We start from the raw sequence: 16,167 nt of genomic DNA on the forward strand, positions 1-16,167 counted from the left end.
GCGGCCCCGGTTTTCCACAATGCGGCCCATCCCGAGCCACATCCATGGAATCCAGCAGCCAAGACCGCAACCTGCCCGCGTCCGAGCGCAAGCTCGAACAGGCGCGCAAGGATGGCCAGATCGCCCGTTCGCGCGACCTGGGCAACCTCGCGGTGCTGGGCGTGGGCGCCTTCGCGCTGCTGGCGCTGGCCCCCTGGATGTTCGGCCGCCTGCAGCTGGCGCTGCACCACCAGCTGCGCTTCGGCGCCGACACGCTGCTGCACCCGCTGCAGATGCTGGACCGCCTGCAGAGCATGACGCTGGCCGGCCTCGTGGTGGCGCTGGCGCTGGCCGCCATCGTGCTGGTGGCCGCCGTGGGCAGCACCATCGCGGCCGGCGGCTGGGTCATCACCACCAAGCCGATCACGCCCGACCTGAGCCGCCTGAACCCGCTCAGCGGCTTCGGCAAGATGTTCACCAAGGACAAGGTGGTGGAGACCGGCAAGCTGCTGGCCATCACCGTCGTGCTGGGCATCGTGTCCTGGCTGTACCTCAAGGGCAGCATCGAGACCGTGGCGATGATGGTGCTGCAGCCCTCGCCGCGCTCCATCGTGCTGCTGGGCGACTGGCTGACCAAGGGCGTGTCGCTGCTGCTGCTGGTGATCTTCGCCGTCGCCATGTTCGACGTGCCGATGCAGCTGTTCCTGCACAAGTCGCGGCTCAAGATGTCGCACCAGGAGGTCAAGCAGGAGCACAAGGAATCCGAGGGCAACCCGCAGCTCAAGGGCAAGCTGCGCCAGCGCGCGCGCGAGATCGCCAACCGCCGCAGCATCCAGGCCGTGCCCAAGGCCGATTTCGTGCTCATGAACCCGACCCACTTCGCCGTGGCGCTGCGCTACGACGAGAAGACCATGGCCGCGCCGCAGGTGATCGCCAAGGGCGCCGACCTGCTGGCCTTCCGCATCCGCGAGGTGGCGCAGCTGCACGCGGTGCCGGTGCTGCAGTCGCCCATGCTGGCGCGCGCGCTGTACGCGCATGCGGAGCTGGAGGGCGAGATCCCCTCGGCGCTGTACACGGCCGTGGCCCAGATCCTGGCCTACGTCTACCGCCTGAAGGCGGCGATGCGCGGCGAGGGCCCCATGCCCGAGGAACAGCCCGAACCCTTCGTGCCGCCCGAGCTGGACCCGCTGGGCAAGACGGTGGTGGCCGAGACCAGCGCCGGCGCCGCCGACCCGGACGCGCCGCTGGATGAACTGCGCCCCGTGGAGCCACGCTGATGCCAACCTCCCCGCAAGCCCTGCTCGCCACGCTGCAGCGCCACGGCAGCCATGTGCGCGGCATCGCCGCGCCGGTGCTGGTGGTGGCGATCCTCTCGCTCATGGTGCTGCCGATCCCGCCGTGGATGCTGGACACTTTCTTCACCATCAACATCGCGATGGCGCTGATGGTGATGATGGTGGCGGCCTACATGGTGCGGCCGCTGGATTTCTCGGCCTTCCCGGCCGTGCTGCTGCTGACCACGCTGATGCGGCTGTCGCTGAACGTGGCCTCCACGCGCGTGGTGCTCATGGAGGGCCACACCGGCGCGGGCGCGGCCGGCGCGGTGATCGAGGCTTTCGGCCACTTCCTGATCGGCGGCAACTTCGCGGTCGGCCTGATCGTGTTCCTGGTGCTGGTGGTGATCAACTTCATCGTGATCACCAAGGGCGCCGAGCGCATCGCCGAGGTCTCGGCCCGGTTCACGCTGGACGCCATGCCCGGCAAGCAGATGGCGGTGGACGCCGACCTCAACGCCGGCCTCATCGACGACAAGGAAGCCAAGCGCCGCCGCGCCGAAGTGGCCGAGGAAGCCGAGTTCTTCGGCTCCATGGACGGCGCCAGCAAGTTCGTGCGCGGCGACGCCATCGCCGCCATCCTGATCCTGGTCATCAACATCGTCGGCGGCTTCGCCATCGGCATGCTGCAGCATGGCCTGTCGGCCGGCCAGGCGGCCGACAGCTACATCCTGCTGGCCGTCGGCGACGCGCTGGTGGCGCAGATCCCCGGCCTGTTGATCTCGGTGGCGGCCGCGATGGTGGTCTCGCGCGTGGGCAAGGACAAGGACATCGGCAAGCAGATCGTGGCGCAGATGTTCGACTCGCCGCGCGCGCTGGGCATCACGGCCGGCATCCTGGCGCTGCTGGGCCTGGTGCCCAACATGCCGCACGTGGTGTTCCTGGGCGTGGCCTCGGTGCTGGGCTACCTGGCCTGGCGCATGGCCAACAAGCCCAAGGAGGGCACCTTGGTGGCCGGCCCGCCGCCCGCGCCGCACGACAACGAGGCCAGCTGGGACGACCTGCAGCCCGTGGACCTGCTGGGCCTGGAGCTGGGCTACCGGCTCATCACGCTGGTGGACAAGACCCGCCAGGGCGACCTGCTCAACCGCATCAAGGGCGTGCGCCGCAAGTTCGCGCAGGAGGTGGGCTTCCTGCCGCCGGCCGTGCACGTGCGCGACAACCTGGAGCTCAAGCCCAGCGCCTACCGCATCACGCTGCGCGGCGTGGTCGTCGGCGAGGGCGAGGCCTACCCGGGCATGTACCTGGCCATCAACCCGGGCGGCATCAGCACGCCGCTGATCGGCACCGCGACCACCGACCCCGCCTTCGGCCTGCCGGCCCACTGGATCGACGAGCGCCAGAAGGAAGCCGCCCAATTGGCCGGCTTTACGGTCGTTGATTCGGAGACCGTGATGGCCACCCATTTGTCACACTTGATGCAGGTGCAGGCGGCCCGTCTGCTCAGCCGCACCGAGACCCAGCAACTGGTGGAACACGTGACGCGCCTGGCTCCCAAACTCATCGAGGAAGTGGTACCGAAGATGGTGCCGCTCGCCACGTTCCAGAAGGTGCTGCAGCTGCTGCTGGAGGAATCGGTGCACATCCGCGACATCCGCAGCATCGTCGAATCGCTGGCCGAGCATGCCGGCAGCGTGAGCGATCCCCAGGAACTGGCGCGCCGCGTGCGCATCGCGCTGGCGCCGGCCATCGTGCAGCAGATCTACGGCCCGACCCGCGAGCTCAACGTGATCGCCATCGAACCCGCGCTGGAGCGCCTCCTGGTGCAGGCCCTGGGCAGCGCCGCCGGCCCCTCGCTGGACCCCAGCGTGGCCGAGCTGCTGACCAAGAACGCGGCCGACGTGGCCATGCGCCAGGAGGAACTCGGCGTGCCGGCCTGCCTCCTGGTGCCCGACCAGATCCGCAACGCCATCTCGCGCCTGGTGCGGCGCGTCGCCCCCCGGCTGCAGGTGCTGGGGCACAGCGAAATCCCTGAAACGCATTCCATCCGTATCGGCCCGATCCTCAGAGGTGCAAATTGAACATCCAACGCTTTACCGCCGCGACCTCGCGCGAAGCCCTGGCCAAGGCCCGGATGGCATTCGGTGAGGGCACGCTGATCCTGTCCAACCGCCAGACCGCCACCGGCGTGGAAGTCATGGCCACGGCCGAGGACACCGTCGGCACGCCGCCGGAGCAGGCCGCCGCCGCGCAGCCGCGCTCCACGCCGCGCCGCACGGCCATCGCCGCCGAGAAGACGCCCGTGGCCGAGGATGCCGAGCAGCTGGCCATGAGCACGCTGTCGTTCCAGGACTACGTGCGCGAACGCATGCTGCGCCGCCGCCACGAGGCCATGGAGGCGCCGGCTGCGCCCGCCGCCGCGCCCGCCAGGCCGGCGGCCACGCGCATGGCCGCCCCGTCCAGCGCGCCGATCGTGACCAGGGCCTCCTCGCTGGCCGAACGCGCCGAGCGCGAGGTGCAGACGCTGCGCAAGCCCGCCGCCTCGGCGCAGCTCGCCCAGCTGGCCCAGCGGCTGGAGGCCGCCAACGCGGCGCAGGCCGCCGCCGCTGCGGCCAAGCCGCCCGCCGCCAAGGCCACGCCGCACGCCCTGCCGTTCGTGAAGGAGGTGCTGCGCACGCGCCCGCAGGCCGTGCCCATCGCGCCCGTGGCGGCACCGGCCTCGCAGGGCATCGTCGACGAGCTGCACGCGATGAAGGAGATGATCGAGGAGCGCTTCAGCACGCTGGCCTGGCTGGGACAGGCCAAGCAGGACCCGATCCAGTCCAACCTCATGCTCAAGCTGATCCGCTCGGGCTACTCGCCCAGCCTGGCGCGCGCCTTGCTCGAACGCATGCCGGCCGAGGCATCGGCCGCTGAGGCCGTGCACTGGATCATCGAGGTGCTGCAGCGCAACCTGCACACCGATGCGCAGGCCGCGCCGCTGTATGCCGAAGGCGGCGTGTTCGCGCTGGTGGGCGCCACCGGCGTGGGCAAGACCACCACGGCCGCCAAGCTCGCCGCGCACTGCGTGCAGGTGCACGGCGCGGCCAGCGTCGGCCTGATCACGCTGGACACCTACCGCGTCGGCGCGCACGAGCAGTTGCGCAGCTACGGCCGCATGCTGGGCGTGGTGGCCCACCTGGCGCACGACCGTGCCGCGCTGCAGGACCTGCTGGGCCTGCTGGCCAACAAGAAGATGGTGCTGGTGGACACCACCGGCGTGGCCCCGCGCGACCCGCGCAAGCAAGGCATGCTGGACATGCTGGACCTGCCCGGCGTGCAGCGCCTGCTGGTGGTCAACGCCGGCGGCCAGGGCGACCAGCTCGACGACGTGATGGGCGCCTTCAAGACCGGCGGCGTTCAGCAGACCATCCTGTCCAAGGTGGACGAGGCGGTGAAGCTGGGCCCGGTGCTGGACGCCACCATCCGCCACCAGCTGCTGGTGCGCGGCATCTGCAACGGCCAGCGCGTGCCCGAGGACTTCGAGCGCGCCGACGCGGCCAAGCTGGTCGCAGCTTCCATGCGCAGCAACGTGCGCTCGGCCTACGACCCCAAGGCGGCCGACCTGAGCTTCATCTTCTCCACGGCCGGTGCCGCCCCGCTGCGTGCCGAGCGCGCCCATGCTTGACGCGTTCGCCGACCAGGGCGCCAGCCTGCGCCAGGCCCGCCCGCCGGCTCCGGCGCGGCTCATCACGCTGGTCAGCCAGGGCGAAGAGCGGCACGAGCAGGCCCTGCTGTGGCAGCTGTGCCAGGCGCTGCAAAGCTACGGCTATCCGCCGGTGGTGCTGGACGGCACCAGCCTGGAATCCAACGAACACCCGGGCCTGGTGGACCTGATGCAGCACACGCCCTGGGGCGCGCTGGGCGCGACCGAGGATTCGGACTGGGCCGTGATGCCCGCCGCCGCCGGCCTGCGCGCCTTGGGCCGGGCGCAGCCACGCCCGCTGGACCTGCTGGGATCGCTGTTCCAGGGCTGCGGCGTGCTGGTGGTCTACGCCCGCGCCGAACTGCTGATCCCGGTGCTGGCCGACAGCGCGGCCCAGCCGGTGCTGGCGGTGGCGCCGGGCCGGCACGCGCTGCTGCGCGGCTACCGCACGATCAAGCAGTTCCAGCAACAGGGCCGGCTGGCGCCTACGCTGGTCTCGCTGATCACCTCGTCGCTCAGGAATGCAGACCAATTGGCGCGTACAACCGGCCGAAGTCTGCAAAAATGCGCCCTGACCTTCCTGGGTTGCGAGACCGACATGATCACCGTGCGCAGCGAACCGCAAGCCGATCACCGCAGCGACGACGTGCGCCGGCTGGCGCTGCGCCTGCTGGAGAACGGTGCCGTTCCCTTCATGGCTTGACGCACGAGCCGTCACCGAGATGTACACCGCCAAAGGCCAACTCGACCGCGAGCACATGATCCGGCAGTACGTGCCGCTGGTGCGCCGCCTGGCGCACCACATGATCGCCAAGCTGCCCGCCAACGTGGAACTGGACGACCTGATCCAGGTCGGCATGATCGGCCTGTCCGAGGCGCTGACGCGCTACGAGGCGGCGCAGGGCGTGCAGTTCGAAACGTTTGCGACGCAACGCATCCGCGGCGCGATGATCGACGAGCTGCGCGAAGGCGACTGGATGTCGCGCGGCTCGCGCAAGAGCCAGAAGGACATCGAGCGCGCCGTGCAGCGCGTGGAGCAGCGCCTGGGCCGCAGCGCCAAGGAATCCGAGATCGCGGCCGAACTCGGCATGGCGCTCGGCGAATACCAGGAGCTGTTGAACAAGGTGCGCGGCACCCAGCTCGTGTACCTGGAAGACATGGGCGGCGACGAGGACGCCGAGGGTTTCCTGGACCGCCACACCGGCGACACCGAGGCCGACCCGCTGAACCTGCTGCGCAACGACCGCCTGCGCAGTGCGCTGGTCGAGGCCATCAAGTCGCTGCCCGAGCGCGAGCAGTACATCATGAGCATGTACTACGAGAAGGACCTGAATCTCAAGGAGATCGCCGCCGTGCTGGGCATCACCGAATCGCGCGTGTGCCAGCTGCACAGCCAGTCGGTGGCGCGGCTGCGCGCCAAGATGCGCGCGCACTGACAGCGAAAAACCCGCCGCGGCGGGTTTGCTGCGGGCGCGGCGGAACTCAGGATTGGCGGCGGCGCACCGCCGTCAGGCCCACCAGTGCCAGCCCGACCAGCGCCAGGGATGCGGGCTCCGGCACTTGGCTTGCCAAGGGCTGCACGCGCGCGGGCACGCTGCCCGTGATCATGTCCTGCGCGCCGCTGGCCACCAGCGTCATCACGTAGGCGCCGTCCAGCGCATCCGAGGTGTTGACCGCACCGATGAAGGTGTTGAGCCACGAGGCCGTGCTGCTGTCCGCACCGTAGGCGACGCCGAACTGGCCCGCTGCCCAGTTCCAGCCGCTGGTGTCGTACAGGCTCTCCCAGATGCCGACCTGGATGGCAGCAGCCACCGCGCCGCTGCGCGGGTTCAGCCAGGCGTAGGGGTCGCTGGTGCCGTAGCGCGTGTTGAGCACGCTGTTCACCGCCCCGAGGAAATCGAGCGTGCGGGCCGTGCCGCCGTCCAGGTTCACCGTGTAGTCGACCTTGCGGCCGCCCCAGACGGTTTCGTCCAGGTCGTAGCAGTAGGCGTAGAACTCCGACGCGCCGAGCACGAAGGTGGATGCCTGCACGCCGTTGAGGTTGGACAGCTTGCCGCTGAACATGCCGGCGGCGACGCCCAGCGTGCTCTTGCCATAGCGGATCGCCATGTTGTCGGAGCCGACGGCGAAGATGTTGTCATCGAAGCTCACGCGCACGGTGGCGGCGCCGCACGCCGCGGCGGCAGTGGCGAGGACGGCGAACGAGATCAGTTGCTTGATGGAATGCATGGTGCAAGCCATACAGCAGCATTTGTGCCAGCCGCAATCCAAATAATGGCGTGAACAAGCGCACGATATGTGCAGGCCGCGGCGCAAATCTGCGACATTTCTCACACCGGCATCTGTCGGCCGATTTGACATCTGCGTGGCCCACAAAGCAAAACGCCCCGCACTGCGGGGCGTTCTGCAGCCGAATAGCTTCAGCGCGCCGGGGCCGAGTAGATCTGCGGCGCGGCGCCGCTGAAGCCGGCGCGCCGCCCTGGCGCCTGGTAGGTCGGCTGCCTCTGCGGCAGCACCACGGCCAGGCTGCGCGCCACCACCATGGCGCGGCGCGCCAGTTGGTCGCGCTGCTGCACCAGCGCGCGCGCCAGCCGGGCCAGCCGGTCCGCCACGGCGCGGGGCACGGGCGTGGGCTGGTCGGCCGCGGCATGGGCCAGTTGCACCAGGGCCTGCCGGAACGCGAGCGCGCCGGCCTCATAGGCAGGTGCATCGCCTAGCAGCAGCAAATGGGTCAGGGAGTCGAGCTGGGCCTCGGCCTCGGCCAGCTGGTGGAGAAAGCCCTCAGCCACCATGGCGGTGGCCCCGGTTCAGGGCCGGGCGCGGGCCAGGCCTCAGTGGCCGGTGGTGCGGCCCTTGGGTTGCAGCATTTCCTGCGCATTGGCGAGCATCTTGTCGGCAATGGCCTCGGGATCGATCTGGTAGCTGCCATCGGCGATCGCCGCCTTGACCTCGTCCACCTTGGCCTGGTCGATGTCGCCGGCATCCGCGCGGCGCGTGGCTTCCAGCGTCTTGCCCAGCGTGGACATGCTCACCGAAGTGCCCGGCGCGGCCGCAGGCGTGCGGACAGCGGCCGCCTTCGCCTGGGCGGCGGCTTCCGTCTCTGGCCCGGGCCGCTTGGCCGGGGGGGTGATTCCCGGGTTCGGGTCGGGCGTCTGTCCGATCTTCATTGCACTCTCCATCGCCCCCGTGGAAGGGGCATCGTGCTGATGCTATCGGCAGTTTCCGGAGCGACTTGAGGGCCAACATGCGAATTCCTTGGCAAACCGGGTCACATGGACATTTCGACTGTACGGGCGTCCAGCACGGTGCCCGTGAGGATGCGGCCGTTGTCCATGCGCACGCGTGCCGCCTGGCCGACCACGCCGACCGTCAGGGCCTGGCCGTCCGAACTGATCGAGAAGCCGGAGCCCTGCGCCACCACACGCACCTGGGCACCGGCCTGGAAGGCCAGCGGCGCCCGCACCATCGACTGGCGGATGGCCTGCCCGGGCTGGTAGCTGCGCGTGGTGATCTGGCCCACCCACAGCGCCGGATCGGCCAGCACGGGCGAACGGTCCTCGGCCCAGTCGACCTCGCCCTGCTCGGCGTCTTCGGCCGTCAGCACGGCGCCCTGGGCCACCGGCCCGCGCAGCATCCAGGCCGGCCCGAAGGCCTTGACCGTGATCGGCAGGAACACGCTCCAGCGCGTCGTCCCGTCGACGCAGCGCAGGCCCAGCCGCGTGCGGCCCCACAGCCGTGTGTTGGGCGGCAGGTAGGGTTCGACCTGGGCGCAGGGCGCCAGCTTCAGCCGGCTGTCCAGCGCACCCACGCTGACTTCCATGCGCAGCGGGCCCTTGGCGTCGGCCGGCAACTGGGCCAGCGCCTGGTCCACCCATTGCTGGCTGATCTGTTCGTACTGCGCCCAGGCGGGGGCGCACAGCGCCGCCATCAGCGGCAGCGCGGCCTGGCGCAGCCTTCGTGCAAAGCCCATGGGGACACCTCCTGCAAGCTTGAATGGGACGACCGCAACTGTAGGCAGGCCGCCGCCGCGCGAAACCGCGAACTGCCCGCCAAACACGCCCCTCATCCCGGCTTCGCGCGGGCAGCGGACTTCCACAATTCCCGGCACCCCCTGCTCCGCCCGCACCTGTGGCGGAGCCAACCATTGCACGAGGTGATGCCCATGTTGGACAAATTGACCGGCACGCTGGACTTCCAGGCCCGCGCCCTGCTGCTGCGCTCGGAGCGCCAGCGCACCATCGCGAGCAACATCGCCAACGTGGACACCCCCGGCTTCGTCGCACGCGACTACAAGTTCGGAGACGCGCTCAAGAACGTGATGCACGGCGACAAGGGCTACGTGGTCTCCACCGGCCAGGCCCGCACGCAGGCCGGCCACCTGCCGTTCTCGCGCATCGGCGAACTGTCCGGCAGCAACGACCCCGAACTCGGCTACAGCGTGCAGGCCCAGCCCAACCTGGACCAGAACACGGTGGACCTGGACCGCGAACGCGCCAACTTCGTCGACAACACCGTGCGCTACGAGGCCGCGCTGCGCTTCATCAACGGCCAGGCCAAGACCATGCTGACGGCCATCCAGGGGCAATAAGGAGCCTTGCCATGTCGATGTTCTCGATCTTCGGCGTCTCGGGCAGCGGCATCAGCGCCCAGTCGCAGCGGCTCAACGTGGTGGCGTCCAACCTGGCCAACGTCGATGCCGTGGCCGGCCCGGACGCCCAGCCCTACAAGGCGCGCCAGGTGGTGTTCCAGACCACGCTGATGGGCGCCGACAGCGCCGCCGGCGTGTCCGTGCGCCAGGTCACCGAGAGCAACGCGCCGGCCCGCAAGGTGCTCGACCCGGACCACCCGCTGTCCGACGCCGACGGCTACGTGACGCACTCCAACGTCAACGCGGTCGAGGAGATGGTCAACATGATCTCGGCCTCGCGCTCCTACCAGAACAACGTGGAAGTCATGAACACGGCCAAGACGCTGCTGCTCAAGACGCTGCAGATGGGCCAGTGAGCCCGCGCCCACCAACCGAAAGCACACCATGGCCATCAGCACCGACGTCCTCAACGCCACCAACGGCACCACCACGTCCAGCACGGGCACCACCAGCAGCAAGAGCAAGAACGACTCGAGCGCGCAGGCGGTGCAGGACCGCTTCCTCAAGCTGCTGGTCGCGCAGCTGAACAACCAGGACCCGATGAACCCGCTGGACAACGCGCAGATGACCTCGCAGATCGCGCAGCTCAACACCGTCACGGGCATCGAGAACCTCAATTCCACCGTCGGCAACGTGCTGTCGCAGATGGCCTCGATGCAGGCGCTGCAGGGCGCGGCCATGGTCGGCCGCGAGGTGCTGAACGAGGGCTCCACGCTGCAGGTCAGCGACAAGGTGGGCCGCGGCGCGTTCGATCTCTCGGCGAGCGCCGACAAGGTCAAGGTGGAGGTGCGCACCGCCAGCGGCACCCTCGTCGACACCATCGAAATGAATGCGTTGCCGGCTGGCCGCCACACCATCGAGTGGGATGCATCGAAGTACAGCGGCAGCGAAGCGCTGAACTTCACCGTGACGCCGACCAGCAAGAACACCGTCACCGCCACCGCGCTGCAGCGCTCGCGCGTCGAGTCCGTCAGCAACGAGAACAACGTGCTGACGCTGCAACTGGCCGGCGGCAAGTCGCTGGCCTACAGCAGCGTCAAGGCCATCCTCTGAACCCCCAACGCCTCAGGAGCTTTCCATGGCATTCCAACAAGGTCTCTCCGGTCTGAACGCCGCCAGCAAGAACCTGGACGTGATCGGCCACAACATCGCCAACGCCAACACCACCGGCATGAAGGCCTCGCGCGCCGAGTTCGCCGAGCTGTACGCCAACGCGATGGGCACGGCCGGCGGCATCAACCAGGGCCTGGGCGTGGAGGTCAACACGGTCTCGCAGCAATTCACGCAGGGCAACCTGTCGGTGACCGGCAACTCGCTGGACGTGGCCATCAACGGCAACGGCTTCTTCCAGATCGACCAGCCCAACGGGGTGCGCGCCTACACCCGCGACGGCTCGTTCAAGCTGACCAAGGAAGGCCAGATCGTCACCAACGACAACGGCGCCCTGCTGGGCATCGTTGCCGACGCCAACGGCCTGATCCCGACCGGTGGCGCCATCGGCCCGCTGATGATGCCGGCCGGCGGCCAGATCGACGCCGCCCGCAGCACGAAGCTGGACCTGCGCTTCAACCTGGACGCCAGCGCCACGGTGCCGACCGGCACCGCACCCGCTGCGCTGACGCCGCCGATCGAGACCTACGGCACCTCGGCCGTGGCCTACAACGCGCAGGGCACAGCCGTTCCCATCAGCATCTACTTCACCAAGACCGCCAACAACAGCTGGGACGTGTGGACCGCAGTGGACGGCGGCGCCATGACCAACAGCGGCAGCATGACCTTCGGCAACGACGGCGAGCTGACCTCGTCGCCGACGCTGACGTCGCTGAACCTCACGGAATCGGACGGCACCACGACCTTCCCGGTCGCCATCAACCTGGAGCGCGCGACGCAGTACGGCTCCTCGCGCTTCGGCGTGACGAAGGGGCTGGCCGACGGCCAGACCTCGGGCCAGCTGACCGCCGTCAACATCAACGACAGCGGCGTGGTGCAGGGCGTCTACTCCAACGGCAAGACGCTGGCCGTCGGCCAGATCCAGCTGGCCACCTTCACCAACGCCCAGGGCCTGGCGCCGGTCGGCGGCAACCTGTGGCTGGCCACGGCCGCCTCGGGCATGACGCCCACCGCCACCGGCACGCCGGGCAGCGGCAACCTGGGCGTGGTGCGTGCCGGCACGCTGGAGGACTCCAACGTCGACCTGACCAAGGAGCTCGTGAACATGATGACCGCGCAGCGCACCTACCAGGCCAACGCGCAGACCATCAAGACGCAGGACCAGGTCCTGAACACCATCCTCAACATCCGCTAAGGCTGAGCCATGGACCACATCATCTACACCGCGATGACCGGCGCCCTCGCCGCCTCCGGACGGCAGGCGGTGTTGTCCAACAACCTCGCCAACGTCTCGACGACCGGTTTCCGGGCCGAGCTGTCGAACTTCCGTTCGGTGCCGCTGAACGGCCCGGGCTCCAGCAGCCGGGTGTTCGCGCTGGAGACCACGCGCGGCCACGACGAGAAGGCCGGCCCGGTGCAGCGCACCGGCCGCAACCTGGACGCCATGGCACGCGACAACGCCTGGTTCGCGGTGCAGGGGCTGGACGGCACCGAGGCCTACACGCGCGGCGGCTCCTTCGAGATCACGGCCGCCGGCACGCTCGTCACGCCGACCGGCCTGCCCGTGCTCAGCGACGGCGGCGCGCCCATCGACGTGCCGCCCAATGCCGAGATCACGCTGGGCTCGGACGGCAGCATCACGGCCAAGGTCGGCAACCTGCCGCCCACCAACATGGGCCGGCTCAAGCTGGCCACGCCGACGGCGGAAGACAAGCTCAAGCGCAGCGACGACGGGCTGTTCCGCACCACCTCGGGCGACCCCCTGCCGAGCGATGCGAACGCACGCATGGCCGCCGGAGCGCTCGAAGGCTCGAACGTGAATGCCGTGGAAACCATGGTCGGCATGATCCAGGTGGCGCGCCAGTTCGAAGTCCAGATGCGTCTGTTGCAACTCGCCGAAGCCGGCGACAAGAGCGCCAGCCAGTTGCTGGGCACCCAAGGTTAAGAAAGGTTCGCCATGATCAATTCGCTCTGGATCTCCAAGACCGGCATGGAAGCGCAGCAGACGCAGCTGGACGTCATCTCGCACAACCTGGCCAACGTCTCGACGACCGGCTTCAAGCGCTCCAACGCGGTGTTCGAAGACCTGATCTACCAGAACCTGCGCCAGGTCGGCGCCAACAACACCGAGGCCGAGCAGCTGCCCACCGGCCTGCAGCTGGGCCTGGGCGTACGCACCGTGGCCACCAGCCGGCAGTACTCGCAGGGCTCGCTGCAGCTGACGGAGAACCGCTTCGACGTGGCCATCAACGGCAACGGCTTCTTCAACGTGCAGCTGCCCGACGGCACCGTGGGCTACACGCGCGACGGCAGCTTCGAGGTCGACTCGCAGGGCCGCCTGGTGACCTCCAACGGCCTGCCGGTGGCCAACGGCATCACGATCCCGCCCAACACCGTCAACGTCACGATCAGCGAGACGGGCGTGGTCTCGGTGGTGCTGCCGGGCAACGCGGCGCCGCAGCAGGTGGGCACGATCGCCATGTCCAACTTCGTCAACCCGCCGGGCCTGGAGCCGCGCGGCCAGAACATCTTCACCGAGACCGCCGCTTCGGGCCAGCCCCAGGGCGGCACGCCGGGCACCAACGGCCTGGGCGTGATGCGCCAGAACTACCTGGAGACGTCCAACGTCAACGTGGTGCAGGAGCTGGTGACCATGATCCAGACCCAGCGCGCCTACGAGATGAACTCCAAGGCCGTGCAGACCTCGGACCAGATGCTGCAAAAGCTCGCGCAGCTGTAGGAGCGACCATGGCACGCACCTCCCTCAGGCTCTGGCTGTTGGCGCTGGCGACCTTCGCGCTGGCCGGCTGCGAGACGCTGCAGCAGACCCCCAAGGTCGAATTCCCCGATCCCGCCACGCAACGGCCCGTGGCCATCGCGCCGCAGGCACCGGCCGTGGCGACGGGCGGCCTGTACTCGCAGGTGCGCTACCGGCCGCTGTTCGAGGACCGCCGCCCGCGCATGCTGGGCGACACGCTCACGGTGCAGATCGTCGAGAGCCTGAACGCCAGCCAGACCAGCACCGCCTCGGTCGACAAGACCGGCAGCGTCAGCAGCGGCGTCACCGGCTTCCCGTTCCTGTCGTCCTCGCTGCTGGGCAAGCTCAGCGTGGGCGCCGAGTCGGAAAACAAGTTCGCCGGCAACGGCGGCACCAGCGCGGCCAACACCTTCAGCGGCACCATCACCACCACCGTGGTCGACGTGCTGCCCAACGGCCACCTCGTGGTGCTGGGCGAGAAGCAGATCGGCGTGAACCAGAACGTGGACGTGCTGCGCTTCTCCGGGACGGTGGACCCGCGCGCCGTGCTGCCCGGCAGCATCGTGCCGTCGACCTCCGTGGCCAACGTGCGCGTGGAGTCGCGCGGGCGCGGCCAGCAGCAGGACGCGATGGCAATTGGCTGGCTGGCGCGGTTCTTTTTGAGCGTTCTGCCGTTCTGAGGCTTCGCACAATCGTGGCAGCCCTCTTATCCCGAGCACTGCCATGACCTTCCTGCCACGCCTCCTGCTCCCGCTGCTCGCCGCCCTGGCGCTGCTGGCCATGCCGGCCCAGGCCATGCGCATCAAGGAAGTGGCCTCGGTGCAGGGCGTGCGCAGCAACCAGTTGACGGGCTACGGCCTGGTGGTGGGCCTGGACGGCACCGGCGACCAGACCACGCAGATGCCCTACACCACGCAGAGCCTGTCCAACTACCTGCAGCAGCAGGGCATCGTGCTGCCGGCCAACCAGGCCTCGCAGCTGCAGCTCAAGAACGTGGCGGCGGTGCTGGTCACGGCCGAGCTGCCCGCCTTCGCGCAGCCGGGCCAGGCCATCGACGTGACGGTCTCGTCCATGGGCAATGCCAAGTCGCTCAAGGGCGGCACGCTGATCGTCACGCCGCTGCGCGGTGCCGACGGCGAGGTCTACGCGCTGGCCCAGGGCAACCTGGTGGTGGCCGGTGCCGGCGCTGCCGCCGGCGGCAGCAAGGTGCAGATCAACCACCTGTCGGCCGGCCGCATCCCGGGCGGCGGCCAGGTCGAGCGCAGCGTGCCCACGCCGCTGCAGGACGGCGACCACATCACGCTGGGCCTGGATGCCTCGGACTTCCAGACCGCGCGCCGCGTGGCCAGCGTCATCAACGAGAAGCTGGGCCAGGGCCTGGCGCAGGCGCTGGACGGCCGCACGGTGCAGGTGCGCGCGCCCACCACGCCGCATGCGCGCGTGAACTTCATCGCCGAGCTGGAGGAGCTGCGCTTCGACAAGGCCGTTCCCTCGGCCAAGGTGGTCATCAACTCGCGCACGGGCTCCATCGTGCTGAACCAGGCCGTGACGCTGGGGCCCTGCGCCATCGCGCACGGCAACCTGTCGGTCAGCATCGCCACCACGCCGGTGATCAGCCAGCCGGCGCCGTTCTCGCAGGGGCAGACGGTGGTCACGCAGCAATCGGACATCTCGGTCAAGCAGGAGCCGGGCAAACTGCTGCAGCTGCAGGGCGCGCCCCAGCTGGGCGACGTGGTGCGCGCGCTGAACGCGCTGGGCGCCACGCCGCAGGACCTGCTGGCCATCCTGCAGGCCATCAAGGCCGCGGGCGCCCTCAATGCCGAGCTGGAGGTGATTTGAGATGTCGCTCTCGCCGCTGGTCACCAACAACAACGCGCTCGCCGCCGATGCCCGCTCGCTGGATTCGCTGAAGGCGCAGGCCGGCAAGGACGGCGCCGGCGCCGTCAAGGAAGCGGCCAAGCAGCTCGAATCGCTGTTCATGCGCGAGCTGATCAAGAGCATGCGCGACGCGACCATGAAGTCCGGCCTGTTCGACAGCCCGCAGAGCGAGATCAGCAAGGACCTGCTGGACCAGCAGCTGTCGGTCTCCATGTCCGGCCTGCCGGGCGGGCTGTCCGCGGCCATCGAGCGCCAGCTCTCGCGCCACACGGTGTCCATGGACAACACGCGCGTGCTGCCGCCGTCCGAGGATGCCGGCAAGGTGTCGCGCGCCGGCGCCGGCAGCGGCGGCAGCGCCAAGCACGGCTTCGTGCAGCAGCACCAGGATGCGGCCGAGCGCATCGAGCAGCAGAGCGGCATCCCGGCCAGCTACATGATCGGCCAGGCCGCGCACGAGACGGGCTGGGGCAAGCGCGAGATCAAGCACAGCGACGGCAGCACCTCGTTCAACCTGTTCGGCATCAAGGCCGGCCCGGGCTGGACCGGCAAGGTGGCCGAGGTGACGACCACCGAATACGTGAACGGCGAGGCGCGCAAGGTCAAGGCCAAGTTCCGCGCCTACGACTCCTACGAGGACTCGTTCCGCGACTACGCGCAGATGATCACCAACAGCCCGCGCTACGAGAAGGTGCTCAGCAAGACCGCCTCGCCGCTGGCCTTCGCCACCGAACTCAAGCGCGCCGGCTACGCCACCGACCCGGACTACGCCGGCAAGCTCAGCCGCGTGATCAACAGCACGCTGCAGGTGCAGCGCGCCTTGAACGCCTAGAAGCGG

Annotated in this window: 18 protein-coding genes; 14 read left to right on the top strand and 4 right to left on the bottom strand. The window is 69.2% G+C overall.

Features of this window, described 5'->3' with window-relative positions:
• Window positions 1-44 precede the first annotated feature (44 nt).
• The 5 genes from ASF44_RS10520 to ASF44_RS10540 are packed head-to-tail and all read left to right on the top strand — an operon-like array spanning window position 45 to window position 6,374.
• The gene (locus tag ASF44_RS10520; protein WP_056899176.1) at window positions 45-1,256 is read left to right on the top strand and encodes a flagellar biosynthesis protein FlhB; all 1,212 of its coding nucleotides are present in this window, start codon (window positions 45-47) and stop codon (window positions 1,254-1,256) included.
• Window positions 1,256-3,334 (top strand): flagellar biosynthesis protein FlhA, encoded by a 2,079-nt coding sequence (gene flhA / locus ASF44_RS10525; protein ID WP_056899177.1) that lies wholly within the window; start codon window positions 1,256-1,258, stop codon window positions 3,332-3,334. The genes ASF44_RS10520 and flhA overlap by 1 nt, the downstream gene beginning before the upstream one ends.
• Complete coding sequence (flhF, locus tag ASF44_RS10530) at window positions 3,331-4,920, top strand: flagellar biosynthesis protein FlhF (RefSeq protein ID WP_056899178.1); 1,590 nt, start codon at window positions 3,331-3,333, stop codon at window positions 4,918-4,920. The genes flhA and flhF overlap by 4 nt, the downstream gene beginning before the upstream one ends.
• Window positions 4,913-5,641, top strand: coding sequence for a hypothetical protein (locus ASF44_RS10535; protein ID WP_156374439.1), 729 nt, complete (start codon window positions 4,913-4,915; stop codon window positions 5,639-5,641). The genes flhF and ASF44_RS10535 overlap by 8 nt, the downstream gene beginning before the upstream one ends.
• A 19-nt stretch (window positions 5,642-5,660) precedes the next feature.
• The gene (locus tag ASF44_RS10540) at window positions 5,661-6,374 is read left to right on the top strand and encodes an RNA polymerase sigma factor FliA (protein WP_056899180.1); all 714 of its coding nucleotides are present in this window, start codon (window positions 5,661-5,663) and stop codon (window positions 6,372-6,374) included.
• Window positions 6,375-6,420: 46 nt separating this feature from the next.
• Here the strand turns inward: ASF44_RS10540 and ASF44_RS10545 are convergent, their stop codons facing one another.
• From ASF44_RS10545 to flgA, 4 genes are all read right to left on the bottom strand, one after another.
• On the bottom strand, window positions 6,421-7,167 hold the full coding sequence (locus ASF44_RS10545) for a PEP-CTERM sorting domain-containing protein (protein WP_056899181.1): 747 nt from the start codon (window positions 7,165-7,167) through the stop codon (window positions 6,421-6,423).
• Window positions 7,168-7,358: 191 nt separating this feature from the next.
• On the bottom strand, window positions 7,359-7,730 hold the full coding sequence (locus ASF44_RS10550; protein WP_056899182.1) for a hypothetical protein: 372 nt from the start codon (window positions 7,728-7,730) through the stop codon (window positions 7,359-7,361).
• Between the two features lie 39 nt (window positions 7,731-7,769).
• Window positions 7,770-8,105 (bottom strand): flagellar biosynthesis anti-sigma factor FlgM, encoded by a 336-nt coding sequence (gene flgM / locus ASF44_RS10555; protein ID WP_056899183.1) that lies wholly within the window; start codon window positions 8,103-8,105, stop codon window positions 7,770-7,772.
• 101 nt (window positions 8,106-8,206) lie between these two features.
• Window positions 8,207-8,908 carry a flagellar basal body P-ring formation chaperone FlgA gene (gene flgA, locus ASF44_RS10560; RefSeq protein WP_056899184.1) on the bottom strand — a complete coding sequence of 234 codons (702 nt, stop codon included), beginning with the start codon at window positions 8,906-8,908 and terminating at the stop codon, window positions 8,207-8,209.
• Window positions 8,909-9,100: 192 nt separating this feature from the next.
• On the opposite strand from flgA, the gene flgB reads away from it, so the two are divergent.
• The 9 genes from flgB to flgJ are packed head-to-tail and all read left to right on the top strand — an operon-like array spanning window position 9,101 to window position 16,161.
• Entirely contained in the window at window positions 9,101-9,526 is a 426-nt protein-coding gene (gene flgB, locus ASF44_RS10565) for a flagellar basal body rod protein FlgB (RefSeq protein ID WP_056899296.1), read from the top strand.
• Between the two features lie 11 nt (window positions 9,527-9,537).
• A complete protein-coding gene (flgC, locus tag ASF44_RS10570) occupies window positions 9,538-9,942 on the top strand; it encodes a flagellar basal body rod protein FlgC (protein WP_056899185.1) in 405 nt (134 codons plus the stop codon).
• A 28-nt stretch (window positions 9,943-9,970) separates the two neighbouring features.
• Entirely contained in the window at window positions 9,971-10,639 is a 669-nt protein-coding gene (locus ASF44_RS10575) for a flagellar hook assembly protein FlgD (protein ID WP_056899186.1), read from the top strand.
• 25 nt (window positions 10,640-10,664) lie between these two features.
• The gene (gene flgE, locus ASF44_RS10580) at window positions 10,665-11,891 is read left to right on the top strand and encodes a flagellar hook protein FlgE (protein ID WP_056899187.1); all 1,227 of its coding nucleotides are present in this window, start codon (window positions 10,665-10,667) and stop codon (window positions 11,889-11,891) included.
• Between the two features lie 9 nt (window positions 11,892-11,900).
• Complete coding sequence (flgF, locus tag ASF44_RS10585; RefSeq protein WP_056899188.1) at window positions 11,901-12,641, top strand: flagellar basal-body rod protein FlgF; 741 nt, start codon at window positions 11,901-11,903, stop codon at window positions 12,639-12,641.
• A gap of 12 nt (window positions 12,642-12,653) precedes the next feature.
• The gene (gene flgG / locus ASF44_RS10590) at window positions 12,654-13,436 is read left to right on the top strand and encodes a flagellar basal-body rod protein FlgG (RefSeq protein WP_056899189.1); all 783 of its coding nucleotides are present in this window, start codon (window positions 12,654-12,656) and stop codon (window positions 13,434-13,436) included.
• Window positions 13,437-13,444: 8 nt separating this feature from the next.
• Window positions 13,445-14,134 carry a flagellar basal body L-ring protein FlgH gene (locus ASF44_RS10595; protein ID WP_056899190.1) on the top strand — a complete coding sequence of 230 codons (690 nt, stop codon included), beginning with the start codon at window positions 13,445-13,447 and terminating at the stop codon, window positions 14,132-14,134.
• A gap of 43 nt (window positions 14,135-14,177) precedes the next feature.
• Window positions 14,178-15,293, top strand: a complete 1,116-nt coding sequence (locus ASF44_RS10600; RefSeq protein ID WP_056899191.1) for a flagellar basal body P-ring protein FlgI — start codon at window positions 14,178-14,180, stop codon at window positions 15,291-15,293.
• A gap of 1 nt (window position 15,294) precedes the next feature.
• Entirely contained in the window at window positions 15,295-16,161 is an 867-nt protein-coding gene (gene flgJ, locus ASF44_RS10605; protein ID WP_056899192.1) for a flagellar assembly peptidoglycan hydrolase FlgJ, read from the top strand.
• The last annotated feature ends 6 nt before the right edge of the window (window positions 16,162-16,167 follow it).

Source organism: Pseudorhodoferax sp. Leaf274, assembly GCF_001422445.1.
Classification (GTDB): Bacteria; Pseudomonadota; Gammaproteobacteria; order Burkholderiales; family Burkholderiaceae_C; genus Pseudorhodoferax.